The sequence below is a fragment of the Pararoseomonas sp. SCSIO 73927 genome (assembly GCF_037040815.1).
Classification (GTDB): domain Bacteria; phylum Pseudomonadota; class Alphaproteobacteria; order Acetobacterales; family Acetobacteraceae; genus Roseomonas.
Genome location: NZ_CP146232.1, coordinates 5,252,735 through 5,269,742, shown reverse-complemented (window position 1 = coordinate 5,269,742; position 17,008 = coordinate 5,252,735). Strand labels below are relative to the sequence as shown.

Genomic DNA, 17,008 nt, shown 5'->3' with positions numbered 1-17,008 from the left:
GTATATGTCTGCAAGTCTACGCAAGAACCGGAGCGTATCAGGCCGCTGCCCGCGCCGCCTCCGGCTTCGCCCAGCGGATCGCCGCCCGCGCCAGCGCCTCGATCGTGTCCACCACGGGGAAGGGAAGGGCGGGGCCAGCGGCGACGCCGAGCGGGATCTCCGTGCAGCCCAGCACCACCGCCCGCGCCCCGCGCGCCGCCAGGGCCCGCGCCGCCTCCGCCAGCGGCCCGTGGGATTCCGCCACCCGGTTCGCCTTCACCAGCGCGATCCCCGGCGTCACCAGCCGCGCCATCTCCTCCCCGGTCGGGACCGAGACCTCCCATCCGCCGTCGCGCAGCCCGTCCTGGTAGAGGCCCATCGCCAGCGTGCCCGCCGTTCCCATCACCCCCACCGGCCCGGGTCCGATCCCCTGGCCCCGCAGGGCCTCCGCCGCCGCCTCCACGATGTGGAGGATCGGCAGGCGCGTGGCGGCCCGCATGCCGTCGATCCAGCCATGGGCGGTGTTGCAGGGGATGGCGATGGCCCCGCACCCCGCCGCCTCCAGCCCCCGGATACCGCGGACCAGGGCGGGCAGGGGATCCGGCCCGCTTCCCTGGCGGGCGGCGGTGCGGTCCGGCACGCGCGGATCGGACCAGAGGATCGCGGGGACATGGTCCTGGTCCCGCTCCGCCGGGGTCAGCAGGGTGAGCTGCCGCATGAACTCCGCGCTCGCCAGCGGCCCCATGCCGCCGAGGACCCCGAGAACCCGATCCGTCATCCCATCCCCCCTCGCGCGGGCCGGCTCAGCCGCCCAGCCCGTCCCAGACCAGCTTCGTGCCGCTGGCCGCCAGCAGAACATAGACCACGTTGTAGAAAGCGCGGTCGCTCACCCGCTTCTGCATCCAGATGCCGAGATGCACCCCGATCGGCGCGAAGGGGATCAGGACGAGGCCCGTCAGCAGGTTGCTCCAGTCGATCAGCCCCAGCCCGATGAAGGGCACCAGCTTCACGTAGTTCACCACCCCGAAGAACACGGTCGTGGTGGCCGCCAGAGCCTGCCGGTCCAGCTTCAGCGGATAGAGGTACATGGCCAGCGGCGGCCCGCCCTGGTGCGCCAGGGTGCTGGTGAAGCCCGACGCGGCGCCGAAGAACCAGGCCTTCGGCGTGCTGGGCGGGGCAGGGGGCGGCAGCACCCCGCGCAGCCGCTGCAGGAGGCCCCGCGCCAGGAACCCCAGCGTCAGCACGCCCAGGAACAGGCTGATCCCCCGTGCCGTGAAGAGCCCGATGGCGAGGCTGCCGAGAGCGATGCCCAGCAGCCCGGCCGGCATGATCGCCCGCATCTCCCGCGCGCTCCAGCGCCCCCACCAGGCGCGCAGCCCCGCCACGTCCATCACGCAGAGCACGGGCAGGGCGATCCCCACGGCCTGCGGGGCCGGGATCACGGTCGCCATGATCGGGACCGCGATGTTCCCCGCCCCGGAGGCGAAGCCCCCTTTGCTGATCCCGTTCAGCAGGAAGGCCGGGATCGCCAGGGCGTAGAACAGGGGATCGGTGATGAGCGGCACGGGCGGAACCATGCGCCGCGGGGCGGCCCCGCGCCAGCGCCCGCCCCGAGAGGCCCGAACGGGGCCTGACAGGCCCGGCGTTCCGGCCTACAGCCCCTCCCTCGCCGCCCCTCTCGTACCCGCGCCGCAGGAAACGCCCATGGAACACATGCAGGACCCCGTCTGGATCGCCGCGCTCGCGGCCGTCATGGCGATCACGGGGCTCGTCTCCGGCACGCTGGCGGGGCTGCTCGGGGTCGGCGGGGGCATCGTCATCGTCCCCGTGCTGTTCAACGTCTTCCCCTTCCTCTCCATCCCGGAGGCGGTGCAGATGAAGCTGGCGGTGGGCACCTCGCTCGCCACCATCATCCCCACCTCCATCCAGTCCGCCCGCAAGCACCGCGCAAAGGGCGCGATGGACGTGCCGCTGCTGCGCTCGATGATCCCCTCCCTCATCGGCGGCGTGCTGCTGGGCACCGTCATCGCCATCTTCGTCCGCGGCTACACCCTCACCGCCATCTTCGCCGCGGTGGCCCTGGTGGTGGCCCTGAACATGGGGCTGACGGGCGTGGACGCGCGGATGCGGGAGAGCTTCCCCACCGGCTTCCTCCGCCACCTCCTCGGCGCCTTCATCGGCGCGATCTCCGCCATGATGGGGATTGGCGGCGGCACGGTGGGGGTGCCCCTGATGAACCTCTTCGGCACGCCGATCCGGTCGGCGGTGGCCACGGCCTCCGCCTTCGGCATCGTCATCTCCATCCCCGCGACGATCGGCTTCATCTACGCCGGCTGGGGCAACCCGCTGCTGCCGCCCTTCAGCCTCGGCTACGTCAACCTCGTCGGCTGCCTGCTGATCGTGCCCGCCTCCATGCTCGCGACGCCCTGGGGCGTGCACCTCGCCCACACCATCCCGCCGCTGGCGCTGAAGCGCGCCTTCGCCGTCTTCCTCGGCATTACCGCGATCCGGATGATCTACTCCCTCGTGACCTGATGCTGCCGCCAGGGGAGTGACCTGAACACGTCACGGGCAGGGGGCTTGCCAGCGCGTCCCGGGCAGGGTTGAACCCGCCCCCTTTTCGCGGGGTCCCGGCGCATGCAGCCCGTCATCGGCATCGATTTCGGCACCACCAACAGCGTCATCACCGCGCTCCGCCCGGACGGCACGGCGGAAACCCTGGCCCGCGACACGGGGGAGGTCTTCCGCTCCGTCCTCTGCTTCTGGTCGGACCCGCGCGGCGGCGCCATGCGCCACGCCGCCGGGCCCGCGGGGATCGAGGCCTATCTGGAGGAGCCGCTCGCCTCCCGCCTCGTCATGTCCATGAAGAGCTACCTGGCGCAGCGCAGCTTCACCGAGACCCGGATCTTCGGCCGCCGCTTCACGCTGGAATCCCTCGTCGCCCTCTTCCTGCGGGAACTCCTGGCCCCCTTCGGCGAGGCGCTGCAGGGCGCGCGGGTGGTGGTGGGCCGCCCCGTCCGCTTCGTCGGCGCCAACCCCGCTTCCGGCGGCGCGGACGACGCCTTCGGCGAGACCCGCCTGCGCGCCGCCTTTGCCGCCGCCGGCCTGCCCGAGGTGGCGGTGGCGCTGGAGCCCGCCGCCGCCGGCCAGCGATTCGCCGCCGGGATTGACCGTCCCTCCACCGTGCTGGTGGGCGATTTCGGCGGTGGCACCAGCGACTTCTCGGTGATGCGCTTTGATCCCGGACCGCCAGCGACCGTGACGGCGCTCGGCCACGCCGGCGTCGGCCTCGCGGGGGACGCCTTCGACACCCGGATCATCGACCGCGTCGTCTCCCCGCGGCTCGGCAAGGGCGACGAGTACCGGGTGATGGGCAAGCCGCTGCCGGTGCCCCCGGCCTGGTACGCCAGCTTCGCCCGCTGGCACCAGCTGCCCCTGATGCGCGGCCCGAAGACCCTGCGCGACATCGCTGACGTCGCCCGCACCGCCGACCACCCGGAGCGCCTGCACCGGCTGATCCGGCTCATCGAGGACGAGGCGGGCTACGCCCTCTACCGCGCCGTCTCCTCCGCCAAGGCCGCGCTTTCTTCCGCCGAGAGCACCGTGCTGACCTTCCAGCACGAGGACTTCACCATCGAGGCCCCGATCGCCCGCGCCGACTTCGAATCCTGGATCGCCCCCGACCTCGCCCGGATGGAAGCCGCCGTGGACGCCGCCCTCGCCGATGCCGGCATCCGCCCGGAGGGGGTGGACCGGGTCTTCCTCACCGGCGGCACCTCCCTCGTGCCCGCCGTCCGCGCCCTCTTCGCCCGGCGCTTCGGGGAGGAGCGGATCTTCGGCGGCGGCGAGTTCGTCTCCGTGGCCGAAGGGCTGGCGCTGATGGGGCGGGACGCTGCCTAACTCATCCCCCGGCTGCCGCGCATGTAGCGCCGCTCCGGCCGGTACGCGGTGCGGAGGAAGAGGCGGCGCAGGGCGCGGCCCAGGCGCGGAATGGTAAAGCGCTGAATCATGGGGCAGCTCCCTTGGCAGGGCCATGTTGCAGTGCGATCGGTGAACGGAACGTCACCAGCCCGACATGGTTCGTCCTCTCCGCACCCTCCACGCGGTTGACCCGGCGCCCTGCGGCCCATATACCGCGCCCCTTCCCCGGGGGACGGCTCACGTCGCCCCGCCCCTCGACGTGTGGCCAGGCTGACCGATGAAGATCCGTAACTCCCTCAAGACCGCGAAGACCCGGGACAAGAACTGCGTGCTGGTGCGCCGCCGCGGCCGCCTCTACGTCCTGAACAAGAAGAACCCGCGCCTGAAGGCCCGCCAGGGCTGATTTCCGGGCACTGATCTCTGGGCGCTGACATCCGGGGTCTGACCGCCGGTCGGGGCGTCCCCGTCCGGCCCCTCCCGCCCTGATGCGCCGCGAAGCCGCCCGGGATCCCCCCCGGGCGGTTTCGCGCGTTGTGGGCCCGGCACCCGGGGCGGGCCCTGGCGGATTTTCCGGCCGTAATGCATGGTCCCGCAATTCTGCGCGCCGCATAGGGGGCGGCGGATTCCGGGAGTCGACGTCATGGATTCGGTCGCCTCCTTCTCGGCCGCGCCCGCCAACGCGCCGGCGGCGCGGGTGCAGCGCCTCGCGGCCGGCTGGCTCTGCCTGATCGCCGTCGCCGCCACGGTCCTGCTCATGCCCTTCGCTGGGAATGCCGGGCCGGTGATCCCGGGCTTCGTCCTGATCAACCAGACCTCCCTCGTCGCCGCCTACGCGCTCAGCGCCTGGGTTCTCTTCTCCCAGTTCCGCCGCTCCAGGAGCCTGCCGCTGCTGCTTTTCGCGGCGGGCACGCTCTACACGGCCGCCATCGTCCTCCTGCAATTGCTGAGCTTCCCCGGCGTGGTCGCGGGCGGCCGCCTGGTCGGCTCCGGGCCGGAGACCACCACCTGGCTCTGGACCTTCTGGCACCTGGGCCCGCCCGCCTGCACCCTGGCCTATGCCCTCGCCATGCGCGGCGAGGGGCCCCGGCCCGTGCCGGCGAAAGCGAAGGGCTGGGCAGCGGGGTTGGCCGCCCTTGCCGCCCTGGCCGCGGCCGGGCTCTCCGCCTTGGTCGCCACCGCCGGCCTGCCCTGGCTGCCGCACCAGGTGACGGGGGACGACTACACGGCCCTCACCACCTCCGGCGTCGGCCCGGCGGTGCAGCTTCTCACCATCGGCGCGCTGATCCTCGTCTGGCGCGTCACGAAGGGCCGGCGCACGGTGTTCGACCTCTGGGTCGCGGCCTCCATGCTGCTGCTCGTTCTCGACAACTTCCTCACCATGGCCGGGGGCGCCCGCGCCTCCGTGGGCTGGTATGTTGGCCGGATCGAGGCGCTGGTCTCCGCCTTCGTCATCCTCGGCGCCTACCTGCACGAGGTGGATGCGCTGCGCGCCCGGGCCGAGGCGGCCGCCGAGGAGGCCGCGCGGGCCGGGGCGGCAATGCGGCAGGCACAGAAGATGGAGGCGGTGGGCCGTCTGACCGGTGGAATCGCGCACGACTTCAACAATCTTCTGATGGTCGTCACCTCGGGCTTCGACATGATCCGCCGGCGGCCGGAGGACAGGGCCCGGGTGCTGAAGCTGGCCGATGCGGGGCTGGAGGCGGCGCAGCGCGGCGCCCGCCTCACCCGCCAGCTCCTCACCTTCGCACGGCGGCAGAACCTGCGGCCGGAGACGATGAACCTCAACGCCTCGCTGATGGACTTCGAGCCGCTGGCGCAGCGGGCGCTGGGCGAGGCAACCGAGCTGCGGATGGAACTGGACCCGGCCCTGCACCCCGCCCGCGTCGATCCCGGCGAGTTCGAGGCGGCCGTGCTGAACCTCGTGGTGAACGCGCGGGACGCGTTGCCGGCCGGGGGAGGCCGCGTGACGGTCGCCACCCGAAGCCGGTCGCGCGCGCCGGGCACGGCACCCGCGCTGACTGAGCCGCTGCCGGCGGGCGACTACGTCGTCGTCTCTGTGGCTGATACCGGCCGGGGGATGGACGAGGCGACGCGCCTGCAGGCCTTCGAGCCCTTCTTCACCACGAAGGAGTTCGGCAAGGGCTCCGGCCTCGGCTTGAGCCAGGTCTACGGCTTCGCCCGCGCGGCCGGCGGGGCGGTGGAGATCGCCTCCACCCCCGGCCAGGGCACGCTGGTGGAGATCTGGCTGCCCCGGGCGGAGCACGCGCAGCAGCCGGCGGTGCCCGCCGGACCCGCCGGCACCGGCGCCGCCTCCTCGCTCCGCCGCGCGGAGGAGGGGGAGGTGGTGCTGGCCGTGGAGGACGAGCCGGCCGTGCTGGAGGCGGTGGTGGAGAACCTGCGCGACCTCGGCTACCGCGTGATCCCGGCGCGGGACGCGGCCGAGGCGCTGGAGCACCTGCGCGGCAGCGCCCGGGTGGACATCCTCTTCTCCGACGTGGTGATGCCCGGCGGCATGAACGGCGTGCAACTGGCGGTGGAGGCCGGGCGCCTGCGGGCGGGCCTGCACGTGCTGCTCACCTCCGGCTACACGGATGAGGCGCTGAGCGGCCAGCACGGCGTTCCCACCGACGTGCCGATCCTCACCAAGCCCTACCGGCGGGAGGAACTGGCCGATCGGCTGCGGGTGGCGCGGCAGGCCGACGCACGCCCGACAGGAGATTGAGGCGGCGCTTGCCCCGGCGGCCCTCCGATCCCATCCTTGGCGGCAAGAAATCAAGGACGCCCGCATGATCGCCCTGCCCCTGCCCAAGCCGGAGGTGCTGGGCCGCCGCAACGAAATCCTGGCCGGGCTGCGCGCCCTGGTGCCGGGCGATGGCGTGATCACGGAGCCCTTGCGGCTGCGCCCCTACGAGACAGACGGCCTCTCCGCCTATCGGCAGATGCCGCTGGCCGTTGTCCTGCCCACCTCCACGGAACAGGTGGCCGCCGTGCTGCGCTTCTGCCGGGACAACGGCGTGCGCGTGGTGCCCCGCGGCGCCGGCACCAGCCTCTCCGGCGGGGCGCTGCCGCTGGCGGATGCCGTGGTGGTCGGCATGATGCGGATGAACCGCATCCTGGAGGTCTCCTTCGAGGACCGGCTGGCGGTGGTGGAGGCCGGCGTCACCAATCTCGGCATCACCAAGGCCGTGGAGGGCCAGGGCTTCTTCTACGCGCCCGATCCCTCCTCCCAGCTCGCCTGCATGATCGGCGGCAACGTGATGATGAACTCGGGCGGCGCGCACTGCCTGAAGTACGGCGTCACCGCCAACAACCTGCTCGGCGTGAAGATTGTCACGGTCGACGGCGAGGTGCTGGAGATCGGCGGCGCCCACCTGGACGCCGCCGGCTACGACTGGCTGGGCATCATCACCGGCAGCGAGGGCCAGCTCGGCATCGTGACGGAGGTCACCGTCCGCATCCTCCGCGCGGCGGAGGGCCAGCGCGCCATGCTCGCCGCCTTCCGCTCCACGGAGGTCGCGGGCGCCGCGGTGGACGCCATCATGGCCAGCGGCGTCATCCCCGTGGCGCTGGAATTCATGGACCGCCCCTGCATCCACGCCTGCGAGGCCTTCGCCCATGCCGGCTATCCGCTGGACGCGGAGGCGATGCTCATCATCGAGGTGGAGGGCAGCGCGGAGGAGCAGGACGCGCTGCTGGAAAGCATCCGCGGCATCTGCGCGCGCTTCGATCCCATCTCCATGCGCGTGGCCACCAGCGCGGAGGAATCCACCGCCATCTGGAAGGGCCGCAAGGGCGCCTTCGGGGCCGTGGGCCGCATCTCGCCGGACTACCTCTGCATGGACGGCACCATCCCTACCGGGGAGCTACCCCACGTGCTGCGCCGGATCGGGGAGATGAGCGAGGAGTACGGCCTCGGCGTCGCCAACGTCTTCCACGCGGGCGACGGGAACCTGCACCCCCTCATCATGTTCGACGCCAACGACCCCGAGAGCTTCCGCCGCGCCGAAGCCTTCGGCGCCGACATCCTGCGCCTCTGCGTGGAGGTGGGCGGCTGCCTCACGGGGGAGCACGGCGTGGGCGTGGAGAAGCGCGACCTGATGCCCGTGCAGTTCACCGCCCCCGAGCTGGCCCAGCAGCGCCGCGTGAAGTCCGCCTTCGATCCGGACTGGCTGCTGAACCCCGCGAAGGTCTTTCCGCTGGAGGGCAACGGCGCCCTGACCGTCGCCGCTGAATGAGCGCCGTCCTTGACCTTGCGCCGAGCACGGAGGAGGGCGTCGCGACCGCCCTCCGCAATGCCGCCGCGCCCCTGGCCGTGGAGGGCAGCGGGACCACGCTGGGCATGCTTCGTCCCGTCCAGGCCTCCCGCACCCTTTCCACCCGCAACCTGACGGGCATCACCCTCTACCGCCCGCAGGAGATGGTCCTCTCCGCCCGCGCCGGCACCACCCTGCCGGAGATCGAGGCCGCCCTGGGGGAGCACAACCAGATCCTCGTGCCGGAGCCGCCCGACCTGCGCGCCCTGCTGGGCACGGAGGGCGCGCCGCCCCCCACCATCGGCGGGCTGGTGGCCGCCAACCTCTCCGGCCCCCGCCGCATCACCGGCTTCGCCCTGCGGGACACCGTGCTCGGCATCCGCTTCGTCAACGGGGCGGGGGAGGTGCTGCGCTCCGGCGGCCGGGTCCACAAGAACGTCACGGGGCTGGACCTCTGCAAGCTGCTGGCGGGCAGCCACGGCACGCTCGGCGTCATCACGGAGGTGACGCTGAAGCTCGGCCCCGCCGCCCCGCGCACCGCCACCCTGGCGGTCCCGGTGGAGGACGAGGCGGCGGGCATCGCCGCCCTCTCGGCCGGCCTCACCAGCCCCTACGGCGTGACGGGCGCGGCGATGCTGCCGGCCGGCACCGCGGCCGCAGGCCTGTCCGGCCCCGTCGCCCTGCTACGGCTCGAGGACCTGGAGGCCTCCGTGAACTACCGCATGGCCCGCCTGCAGGGGGCGCTGCCCGGCGGCCGCGTGCTGGAGGGCGACGAATCCCGTGCCCTCTGGCGCGCCATCCGCGACGCCGCGCCCCTCTCGCCAGGAGAGGCGGAAGCGGTGTGGCGCCTCTCCCTCCGCCCCTCCGCAGCGCCCGCCGCCGTGCGGGCGCTGCGCGGCGCGATCGGTGCCCGCCTCCTCCTGGACTGGGGCGGCGGCCTCATCTGGGCCGTGGGCCCGGCCACCGAGGCGGCGCATGAGGCGGTGGTGGGCGCGGCCCGCGCCGCGGGCGGAACCTTCACCCTGTTCCGCGCACCGGACCCGCTGCGCGCCGCCGTGGCGGTGATCCCGCCGGAACCGCCCGCCCTGGCCGCCATCGCCGCCCGCGTGAAGGCCGCGCTGGACCCCACCGGCCGGCTCAACCCGGGGCGGATGCGCCCCGGGGCCTGACGAGGGGGCCTGACGAGGGGGCCTGCTCACGCATTGCTGTCTGTTGCAGATGCGTCGGCGCGGCCAATCTCCGCCCGCGAATCCCGCGGAGGAACAGACGTGATGCGGTTGCAGACTACCCGCCAGGGCGCCCTCGCCCTTGCCTTTCTCGCCGGCCTGGCCGGGCCCGCCCTCGCGCAGGGCCAGGGCAACCCGAGCTTCAACCTGGTGAACCGGTCCGGCCAGACGATCGAGCAGCTCTACGCTTCCTCCGCCCAGCAGAGCACCTGGGGCCGCGACCTGCTGGGGAACGACGTGCTGCCGAACGGCGGCAGCTTCGCCGTGCGCCTGCCCGCCGGCCAGTGCAACAACGACATCCGCGTGGTGTACCAGGGCGGCCGGTCCGAGGAGCGCCGCGGCGTGGACACCTGCCGCACGAACGAGGTCGTCTTCGGCCAGCAGGGCCAGGGGCAGGGACAGGGCCAGCGCGGGGCCGACGGCAAGCGCGGCGGCGCGGGCCAGGCCGGCCGTTCCGGCAACCCCTCCTTCAACCTGGTGAACCGCACCAACAAGACGATCCAGGTCCTGCGCGCCTCCCCCTCCTCCGAGAGCAACTGGGGCGAGGACCGGCTGGGCAACGCGACCGTCCCGCCCGGCGGCCGCTTCGCCATCCGCCTGCCGGCCGGCGAGTGCAGCTACGACGTGCGCGTGGAGTACGAGAACCGCTCCGCCGAGGAGGTGCACGGCGTGGACCTCTGCAGCGTGAGCGACGTGAGCTTCCCCGACCGGGGCTGAGCCCAGGGGCTGCTCCCAGGGCCGACCACGAGGGCCGGCGCGGCCCGCTTCTTGCGATCCCATCATGACCGGGCGGGACCCGCCCATCATGATGGGGAACAGAGGCATGACGGGACCGATTGGCCGCCGGGCGCTCGGCGCGGGATTGGCGGGGCTCGGCGGCGGGCTTCTCGCCGCGCCCCGCCTCTCCCTCGCGCAGGCGCCGCACCGGCTGAAGTTCACGCTCGATTGGACGATCCACGGCGGCTACTCCTTCGCCGTGGCGGCCGAGCGGAACGGCATCTTCCGCCGCCACAACCTGGAGATGCCGATCAACCGCGGCTACGGCTCCGGCCGCGTGCCCATCGACATCGCCGCCGGCACCTACGAGCTCGGCTTCGGCGACCTGACGCCGCAGCTCCGTTTCATGGCGGAGAACCCGGGCCGCGAGCTCGTCTGCGTCGCCATCCTCTATGACCGCTCGCCCCTCTCGGCCACCGTGCGCGCGGACGGGCCGATCCGCGAGCCGAAGCAGCTCGCCGGCAAGACCCTCGCCGCGCCGGAACTCGACGGCGGGCGGCAGATCTTCCCGGTCTTCGCCCAGGCCATCGGGCTCGACCTCGGCTCCATCAACTGGATGAGCGTCTCGCCGGAGCTGCGCGAGCCGATGCTCATGCAGAGGCGGGCCGACGGCGTCACCGGCTTCGTCACCTCCACCGCCCTCTCGCTGAAGGCGCTGGGGATGGATCTGCCGCAGCAGCGGATCTTCTACTACCGGGATGCGGGCCTCGACTTCTACGGCTCCGGCCTCGTCACCACCCGCGCCGTGCTGCGGGAGAAGCCGGAGGCCCTCCGCGCCGCCGTCGCCGCCCTCACCGAGGGTATGGTCTGGGCCTACAGGAACCCCGCCGAGGCGGTGGCCACCCTGAAGACGCGGGAGCCCCTGATCGACCTGCCCATCGAGGCGGAGCGCCAGAAGCTGGCCTTCGACCAGATGCTGATCTCCGACCCCGTGATGCGGAACGGCCTTTCCTTCGTGGAGCCGGCCCGGCTGAAGCGGCAGATCGACGCCACGGTGGACACGTTCAGGCTGCCGAACCGTCCGACGCCGGAGCAGGCCTTCACCGACGAGTTCCTGCCGGCAAGGAACCTGCGGATGCTCGCCTGACGGGAAGGGGGCGGGCCTTCAGCCCGCCTCCGCCGCCGCCAACTCGTCCACCGTCCGCACGTAGGCGTCCGCGTCGAACTTCTTCAGCGTGGCGGCGCCGAGCGAGCGCACGTTGCCGTAGACCGGCCGCGGCCCCCAGGGCCGGTCGTGCAGGCCGAAGAGCCAGGTGACGTTGGTGAAGGAGTTCGCGTCCCGCCCGTCGATGAAGTAGCGGTTGTTCAGCCGCAGCGTCGTGTCGAAGGCCTCCTCGGGGGTAGGGGACCACTCCAGGATCTTCTTCCCCCAGTACATGCGCATGTGGTTGTGCATGTAGCCCGTCTCCCGCATCTCCTTCATCGCCGCGTTCCAGTAGCGGTCGTGCGTCTCCCCGGCCTCGAACTGCGCGGCGGTGTAGAGGAAGGGGCGCGCGTCGCCCCGGTGCAGGTCCAGCGTCTTGCGCGCCCAGGCCGGGGCCGCCTCGTAGCTGTCGTAGTGCGGCTCGTAGCGCAGGTGGTTCATCGCCAGCTCCCGCCGGACGATCAGCTCCTCCAGGTAGGACTGCCGGTCCTCCGGCCCGCCCGCCGGGGAAGCGCGCACCGCCAGCGCGATCGCCACGGGCGAGATCTGGCCGAAATGCAGGTAGGGACTCATGTGGGACGCCGCGCCGGCCTCCGGCCGCCCGCGATTCGTCCCGTAATCCCCGAACGGCCCGGACAGGTACGCCTTCAGCCGCCGCTCCGCCTCCGCCGTGCCGCCCCGGAAGCGCCTTACCGGCCGCACGGATTGGTCCGTCCTCAGCCCCGCGACGAGGCGGGGAACATCGGAGAGGTCCAGCGTGCTCTCCGGCACCGCCTCCATTCTCCGCCGCACCCGCCTCTCCTTCAGCGGCACCAGGTACTCGTCCAGCAGCCGCCCGATCCTCGGCCGCAGCGTGCGCGCGCCGATCTCGTGCTTCGGCGAGGCGGTGCCTACCGGCACCACCGCGTCCCCCTCCACCCGCACCACGCGCCAGGGCGCGCGCGCCACGAAGGCCGCCTGGATGGCGAGGACCGGGCGTATCTCGCTGCGGTCGCAGACCACCAGCGCGGCATCCCCCGCCATCTCCAGCGCGGTCTCCACCGGCGGCCTGCGCCGGGCCACGAAGCCAATTCCCCGCTTCTCCAGCGCGGGGCCGACTTCCGCGAGCCCTTCCAGCAGGAAGGCCCAGTGACGGGCGGTCGTCTCGGGGATGTCCTCGGCGATACCGTAGCAGACGAGCACGGGCAGCCCGCGCTCGTTCGCCAGGTCCACCGCGTGCTCCAGCGCGGGGTTGAAGCGCGCGCGCTGCGACAGCCCCATCCAGTAGAGGACGTAGCGGCCGTCCGGGTTCTCCGGCGCGTCCTTGATCGTTTCGAGGCGGCTTGGCTGGATCATCGCCCGGCGATGTGGGGGCGGGGGCGGGTTTGTCAGCCCGCCGCCAGCAGCCCCGGCAGGTCCAGCCGCCGCGTGAACATCGCCAGCGATCCGTCCGGGCGCCGCGGCCATTCCGCTTCCGGCCGGTCGACATAAAGCTCCACCCCGTTCCCGTCCGGGTCGCGCAGGTAGATCGCCTCCGATACGCCGTGGTCGGACGCCCCGTCCAGCCGGATCCCCGCCGCCAGCACCGCGCGCACCGCCCGCGCCAGCGAGGCCCGGTCCGGGTAGAGCAGCGCGACGTGGAACAGCCCCGTGGTGCCGGGCGCCGGCGGCGGCCCGCCCTCGCTCTCCCAGGTGTTGAGCGCGATGTGGTGGTGGTAGCCGCCCGCCGAGAGGAAGGCCGCGCCGGGGAAGCGCCCCGTCTCCTCCAGCCCGATCACGTCGCGCCAGAAGCCAAGAGCGCGGTCGAGGTTGGAGACCTTCAGGTGCGTGTGCCCGATCCGCAGCCCGGCGGGCGCGTTTGGGGCTCTCTCGGCCGGGGTTCTCTCGGCCGGGGCTCTCTCGGATGGGGCGGTGCTGGTGTCGGGCATGGCCGGGATTCCTCTTCCCCGCCAATCTCGTGCCGCCGGCGCCGCGCGCCCAATCGTCATCGGAAATGGGCGGCATGGACGCCGCCAATGGGCAACGGGGGCGCACCGGCCGGCGTTCCCCCGGGCGCAACCCCCGACAGAGCCCCCGACAGAGCCGGAGAACCACATGGCCCAGGACCTCACAGGCGCGAGCCGCCGCGGCCTGCTCCGCGCGGGCGGGCTGACCGCCGCCGGCCTGGCGCTCGGCGCCGCCGGCGCGCCCGGCTACCCGGCCCCCGCCGAGACCGACATCGGCGGCGTGCAGGACGGCCGCGTGCGGTACCCCAACTGGCGCGGCGAGGCCGAGCCGCCCCCGCCGCCAGCCCCCAACCCGCTGCCGCCCGGGGAGCGCGTGGGCTACGCCATCATCGGCCTCGGCCGCATCAGCGTGGAGGAGGTGCTGCCCGCCTTCGGCGAGGCAAGGATGTCCCGCCCCGTGGCGCTGGTGACGGGCAGCCCGGAGAAGGGCCGCGCCGTGGCCCGTCGCTACGGCATCCCGGAGAGCGCCGTCCACTCGTACCAGGAGCTGGAGAAGCTCAAGGAAAACCCGGCGGTGGGGGCCGTCTACATCGGCCTGCCCAACGCCATGCACCGGGAGTACACGGAGCGCAGCGCGGCGATCGGCAAGCACGTGCTCTGCGAGAAGCCGATGGCGAACACGCCGGAGGAGGCGGCCGCGATGGTGGCGGCCTGTGCCCGCGCGCGGGTGCGGCTGATGATCGCCTATCGCTGCCAGTACGAGCCCTTCAACCGCGAGGCCATCCGCATCGTCCGCAGCGGGGAACTCGGCAGGCTGCGCTCTATCGAGGCGACGAACGTGCAGTCCTCCGGCACCGCGGACCAGTGGCGCTTCGACCGCGCCCTGGCCGGCGGCGGCGCGCTGCCCGACATCGGCCTCTACTGCCTCAACGCGACCCGCTACCTCACCGGCGAGGAGCCGGAGGACGTCTTCGCCCGCCTCTACTCCCCCTCCGGCGACGCCCGCTGGAAGGAGGTGGAGGAGAGCGTCTCCTTCATGCTGCGCTTCCCCTCCGGCGTGATCGCGAACTGCCTCACCTCCTACGACAGCTTCAACGACAAGAGCATGCGACTGCACTTCGAGAAGGGGACGGTGGAGATGCCGGACGCCTTCGCCTACCGCGGCCAGCAGATGTACGTGGCGCAGCGGCGGGGCGGGGTGGCCGTGCGGGAGCAGAAGCGGATCGAGCCGAAGAACCAGTTCGCGCAGGAGCTGGACCACTTCGCGGAGTGCGTGCGGGAGAACCGCCAGCCCCACACCCCCGGCGAGGAGGGCGCGCAGGACCAGGCGCTGATCGCCGCCATCTACCGCTCCGCCGCCGAGGGGCGCCCGGTGCAGACGCCCAAGCCCCCCGGTCCCACGCGCGGGCCGGAGCCGGCCCAGGGCGGCTGACCGCGCCCGCCCGGAGATCGCGGGGTCTGACGGCCGGCGGGCCTGCGGCTTGACGGCGCGCGCGGCGGGGGAGCAGAAACCCCCGCCCGGGGCCGCGCGCGCCGGCCGCAAGCGTTAGCGTCATCCAACGCGCCCCCGGGCCGGCCACGGCCCCGACCGAGGCGCATCGCGCATGAATTCCGAACCCGTCTCCGCGTGGCGGCTCCTGCCCTTCGTGGCGATCGTGCTGACCGGCTTCCTGGCCATCGCCCTGCCGCTTCCCGTCTTCTCGCTCCGCGTCCACAACGAGCTCGGCTTCAGCCTCGTCACCGCCGGCTGGGTGACGGGGATCCAGTCCCTCGCCACCATCCTCACCCGGCAATGGGCGGGCGCGCTGATCGACCGGCGCGGCCCGCGCTGGGGGGCCTTGATGGGGCTGCCGCTCGCCGTCCTCTCCGGCCTTACCTACCTCGCCTCCACCTGGATCCCGGACCCCCAGCTCTCGCTCGCCGTGCTCGTGGCGGGGCGGCTGATCATGGGGCCGGCCGAGAGCCTTTTCCTCATCGGCGCCATGACCTGGGGGATCCTCACCCTCGGCGCGCGGCGCACGGGGCTGGTGATGACTTGGCAGGGCATCGCCATGTTCACCGCGCTCGGCCTCGGCGCGCCGATCGGGCTCCTTCTCATGGACCGGGGCGGCTTCGCGGCCGTGGCGCTGGCCACCGCCGCCCTGCCACTGGTCGGGTTCGCGATCGCCCTCTCTCGGCCAGCCATCGCGCCGATCGCGCGCGCGGCCCGCGCCTCCTTCCTTGGGATGATCGGGCTGGTGTGGCGGGAAGGGCTCGCCCTCTGCCTCGGCATCGTGCCCCAGGCGGTGCTGAGCGGCTTCGTCGCGCTCTACTTCGCCAGCCGCGGCTGGGAAGGGGCGGGGCTCTCCCTCACCGGTTTCGGGATCGGCTTCATCCTTGTCCGCGCCCTCCTCTCCCACCTGCCGGACCGGATCGGCGGGACACGGGTGGCCGCCCTCTCGCTGCTGGTTGAGGCTGTGGGCCAGCTGCTGCTGTGGACGGCGCCGAACGTGACGGTGGCGCTGCTCGGCGCCACCCTCACCGGCGCCGGCTTCTCCCTTATCTACCCCGCCCTGGGCGTGGAGGTGGTGCGGCGCGTGCCGGAGGCCAGCCGGGGCCTCGCCATCGCCAGCTTCAGCGCCTTCCTCGACATCGCCGTGGGCCTCGCTGGGCCCCTGGCCGGGCTGATCGTGGGGATCGGTGGCTACCCCGCGATCTTCCTGGCCGGGGCGGTCGGCTGTCTCATCGGGCCGCTCCTGCTCATCCGCCGGAAGCCCGGCGACGCCTGAATAAACGGAAGGGGCGGCGGATCACTCCGCCGCCCCTTCGTTACCCCGGCCGGAAAGCCGGCGATCAGTCCACCGCGAGCCTGCGCTCGACGATCTGCCGCTTCATGTTCTTCTGCAGCTTCTCGAAGGCGCGCACCTCGATCTGGCGCACCCGCTCGCGGGAGATGTTGTACTGCTGGGAGAGCTCCTCCAGCGTCGTGGGCTCCTCCTTCAGTCGCCGCTCGATCAGGATGTGGCGCTCCCGGTCGTTCAGCGTCTGCAGGGCGGAATTGAGCAAATCGCGCCGGTTGGTCATGTCCTCCCGGTCGGCGAGCTCCTCCTCCTGGCTCTCGCTGTCGTCCACCAACCAGTCCTGCCACTCACCCTCGCTGTCGGAGCGGATGGGCGCGTTCAGGCTGTTGTCCGGGCTCGCCAGGCGGCGGTTCATGGACACCACGTCCTGCTCCGGCACCTGCAGCACGCGGGCGATCTTCTCCACCTGCTCCGGCTTCAGGTCGCCCTCCTCGAGGGCGGCCATCTGACCCTTCAGGCGGCGCAGGTTGAAGAACAGCTTCTTTTGCGCGGCGGTGGTGCCCATCTTCACCAGCGACCAGGAGTGCAGGATGTACTCCTGGATCGCGGCGCGGATCCACCACATGGCATATGTGGCCAGGCGGAAGCCGCGATCCGGGTCGAACCGCTTCACCGCCTGCATCATGCCGACATTGCCCTCGGAGATCAGCTCGCCCACCGGCAGGCCGTAGCCGCGGTAGCCCATAGCGATCTTCGCGACGAGGCGGAGGTGGGAGGTGACAAGCTTGTGCGCCGCGCCCTCGTCCTGGCTGTCACGCCAGCGCTTGGCGAGGTTCAGCTCCTCCTCGGGCGCCAGCATGGGGAATTTCCGGATCTCCTGCAGGTAGCGGGAGAGGTTGCCCTCGGGGGCAATCGGTATCATCGCAGTGGAAGCCATAGAAGCGTCTGCCTCCTTAACCGGCCGGGCAGCCCCCGGGTTTGGCGGGCGCGCGGACGGAAAAGC

General features: G+C 72.6%; 15 protein-coding genes. 10 read left to right on the top strand and 5 right to left on the bottom strand.

What is annotated here, in order from left to right:
- Positions 1 to 37: 37 nt before the first annotated feature.
- A complete protein-coding gene (locus VQH23_RS24880) occupies positions 38 to 757 on the bottom strand; it encodes an amino acid racemase (RefSeq protein ID WP_338663354.1) in 720 nt (239 codons plus the stop codon).
- Positions 758 to 782: 25 nt separating this feature from the next.
- Positions 783 to 1,544 carry a sulfite exporter TauE/SafE family protein gene (locus VQH23_RS24875; protein WP_338663353.1) on the bottom strand — a complete coding sequence of 254 codons (762 nt, stop codon included), beginning with the start codon at positions 1,542 to 1,544 and terminating at the stop codon, positions 783 to 785.
- A gap of 139 nt (positions 1,545 to 1,683) precedes the next feature.
- Here VQH23_RS24875 and VQH23_RS24870 point away from each other — a divergent pair, with 139 nt between their 5' ends.
- From VQH23_RS24870 to VQH23_RS24835, 8 genes are all read left to right on the top strand, one after another.
- The gene (locus tag VQH23_RS24870; protein WP_338663352.1) at positions 1,684 to 2,514 is read left to right on the top strand and encodes a sulfite exporter TauE/SafE family protein; all 831 of its coding nucleotides are present in this window, start codon (positions 1,684 to 1,686) and stop codon (positions 2,512 to 2,514) included.
- Between the two features lie 102 nt (positions 2,515 to 2,616).
- Positions 2,617 to 3,879 carry an Hsp70 family protein gene (locus VQH23_RS24865; RefSeq protein WP_338663351.1) on the top strand — a complete coding sequence of 421 codons (1,263 nt, stop codon included), beginning with the start codon at positions 2,617 to 2,619 and terminating at the stop codon, positions 3,877 to 3,879.
- A 298-nt stretch (positions 3,880 to 4,177) separates the two neighbouring features.
- The gene (gene ykgO, locus VQH23_RS24860) at positions 4,178 to 4,303 is read left to right on the top strand and encodes a type B 50S ribosomal protein L36 (protein ID WP_209376756.1); all 126 of its coding nucleotides are present in this window, start codon (positions 4,178 to 4,180) and stop codon (positions 4,301 to 4,303) included.
- Between the two features lie 237 nt (positions 4,304 to 4,540).
- A complete protein-coding gene (locus VQH23_RS24855; protein WP_338663350.1) occupies positions 4,541 to 6,622 on the top strand; it encodes an MASE4 domain-containing protein in 2,082 nt (693 codons plus the stop codon).
- A 64-nt stretch (positions 6,623 to 6,686) separates the two neighbouring features.
- Positions 6,687 to 8,135, top strand: a complete 1,449-nt coding sequence (locus VQH23_RS24850) for an FAD-linked oxidase C-terminal domain-containing protein (RefSeq protein WP_338663349.1) — start codon at positions 6,687 to 6,689, stop codon at positions 8,133 to 8,135.
- The gene (locus VQH23_RS24845; RefSeq protein ID WP_338663348.1) at positions 8,132 to 9,322 is read left to right on the top strand and encodes an FAD-binding protein; all 1,191 of its coding nucleotides are present in this window, start codon (positions 8,132 to 8,134) and stop codon (positions 9,320 to 9,322) included. Before VQH23_RS24850 ends, VQH23_RS24845 begins: the two co-directional genes overlap by 4 nt.
- 102 nt (positions 9,323 to 9,424) lie before the next feature.
- Positions 9,425 to 10,096, top strand: coding sequence for a hypothetical protein (locus tag VQH23_RS24840; RefSeq protein WP_338663347.1), 672 nt, complete (start codon positions 9,425 to 9,427; stop codon positions 10,094 to 10,096).
- A 106-nt stretch (positions 10,097 to 10,202) separates the two neighbouring features.
- On the top strand, positions 10,203 to 11,243 hold the full coding sequence (locus tag VQH23_RS24835; RefSeq protein ID WP_338663346.1) for an ABC transporter substrate-binding protein: 1,041 nt from the start codon (positions 10,203 to 10,205) through the stop codon (positions 11,241 to 11,243).
- A gap of 18 nt (positions 11,244 to 11,261) precedes the next feature.
- On the opposite strand, the gene VQH23_RS24830 is transcribed toward VQH23_RS24835, so the two are convergent.
- A complete protein-coding gene (locus VQH23_RS24830; RefSeq protein WP_338663345.1) occupies positions 11,262 to 12,635 on the bottom strand; it encodes a deoxyribodipyrimidine photo-lyase in 1,374 nt (457 codons plus the stop codon).
- A 32-nt stretch (positions 12,636 to 12,667) separates the two neighbouring features.
- Complete coding sequence (locus VQH23_RS24825; RefSeq protein WP_338663344.1) at positions 12,668 to 13,207, bottom strand: VOC family protein; 540 nt, start codon at positions 13,205 to 13,207, stop codon at positions 12,668 to 12,670.
- 166 nt (positions 13,208 to 13,373) lie between these two features.
- Between VQH23_RS24825 and VQH23_RS24820 the strand changes: the two genes are divergently transcribed.
- The gene (locus VQH23_RS24820) at positions 13,374 to 14,657 is read left to right on the top strand and encodes a Gfo/Idh/MocA family oxidoreductase (RefSeq protein ID WP_338663343.1); all 1,284 of its coding nucleotides are present in this window, start codon (positions 13,374 to 13,376) and stop codon (positions 14,655 to 14,657) included.
- Between the two features lie 172 nt (positions 14,658 to 14,829).
- On the top strand, positions 14,830 to 15,993 hold the full coding sequence (locus VQH23_RS24815; protein ID WP_338663342.1) for an MFS transporter: 1,164 nt from the start codon (positions 14,830 to 14,832) through the stop codon (positions 15,991 to 15,993).
- A gap of 64 nt (positions 15,994 to 16,057) precedes the next feature.
- Here VQH23_RS24815 and rpoH read toward each other — a convergent pair whose 3' ends face one another.
- Positions 16,058 to 16,942 (bottom strand): RNA polymerase sigma factor RpoH, encoded by an 885-nt coding sequence (gene rpoH, locus VQH23_RS24810; RefSeq protein WP_338663341.1) that lies wholly within the window; start codon positions 16,940 to 16,942, stop codon positions 16,058 to 16,060.
- Between the last annotated feature and the right edge of the window lie 66 nt (positions 16,943 to 17,008).

Coding starts and splice junctions, on each gene's coding strand:
- VQH23_RS24815 (WP_338663342.1), top strand. CDS start 14,830: ATGAATTCCGAACCCGTCTCCGCGTGGCGGCTCCTGCCCTTCGTGGCG.
- VQH23_RS24865 (WP_338663351.1), top strand. CDS start 2,617: ATGCAGCCCGTCATCGGCATCGATTTCGGCACCACCAACAGCGTCATC.
- VQH23_RS24880 (WP_338663354.1), bottom strand. CDS start 757: ATGACGGATCGGGTTCTCGGGGTCCTCGGCGGCATGGGGCCGCTGGCG.
- VQH23_RS24840 (WP_338663347.1), top strand. CDS start 9,425: ATGCGGTTGCAGACTACCCGCCAGGGCGCCCTCGCCCTTGCCTTTCTC.
- ykgO (WP_209376756.1), top strand. CDS start 4,178: ATGAAGATCCGTAACTCCCTCAAGACCGCGAAGACCCGGGACAAGAAC.
- VQH23_RS24830 (WP_338663345.1), bottom strand. CDS start 12,635: ATGATCCAGCCAAGCCGCCTCGAAACGATCAAGGACGCGCCGGAGAAC.
- VQH23_RS24825 (WP_338663344.1), bottom strand. CDS start 13,207: ATGCCCGACACCAGCACCGCCCCATCCGAGAGAGCCCCGGCCGAGAGA.
- VQH23_RS24820 (WP_338663343.1), top strand. CDS start 13,374: ATGGCCCAGGACCTCACAGGCGCGAGCCGCCGCGGCCTGCTCCGCGCG.
- VQH23_RS24855 (WP_338663350.1), top strand. CDS start 4,541: ATGGATTCGGTCGCCTCCTTCTCGGCCGCGCCCGCCAACGCGCCGGCG.
- VQH23_RS24845 (WP_338663348.1), top strand. CDS start 8,132: ATGAGCGCCGTCCTTGACCTTGCGCCGAGCACGGAGGAGGGCGTCGCG.
- VQH23_RS24850 (WP_338663349.1), top strand. CDS start 6,687: ATGATCGCCCTGCCCCTGCCCAAGCCGGAGGTGCTGGGCCGCCGCAAC.
- rpoH (WP_338663341.1), bottom strand. CDS start 16,942: ATGGCTTCCACTGCGATGATACCGATTGCCCCCGAGGGCAACCTCTCC.
- VQH23_RS24835 (WP_338663346.1), top strand. CDS start 10,203: ATGACGGGACCGATTGGCCGCCGGGCGCTCGGCGCGGGATTGGCGGGG.
- VQH23_RS24870 (WP_338663352.1), top strand. CDS start 1,684: ATGGAACACATGCAGGACCCCGTCTGGATCGCCGCGCTCGCGGCCGTC.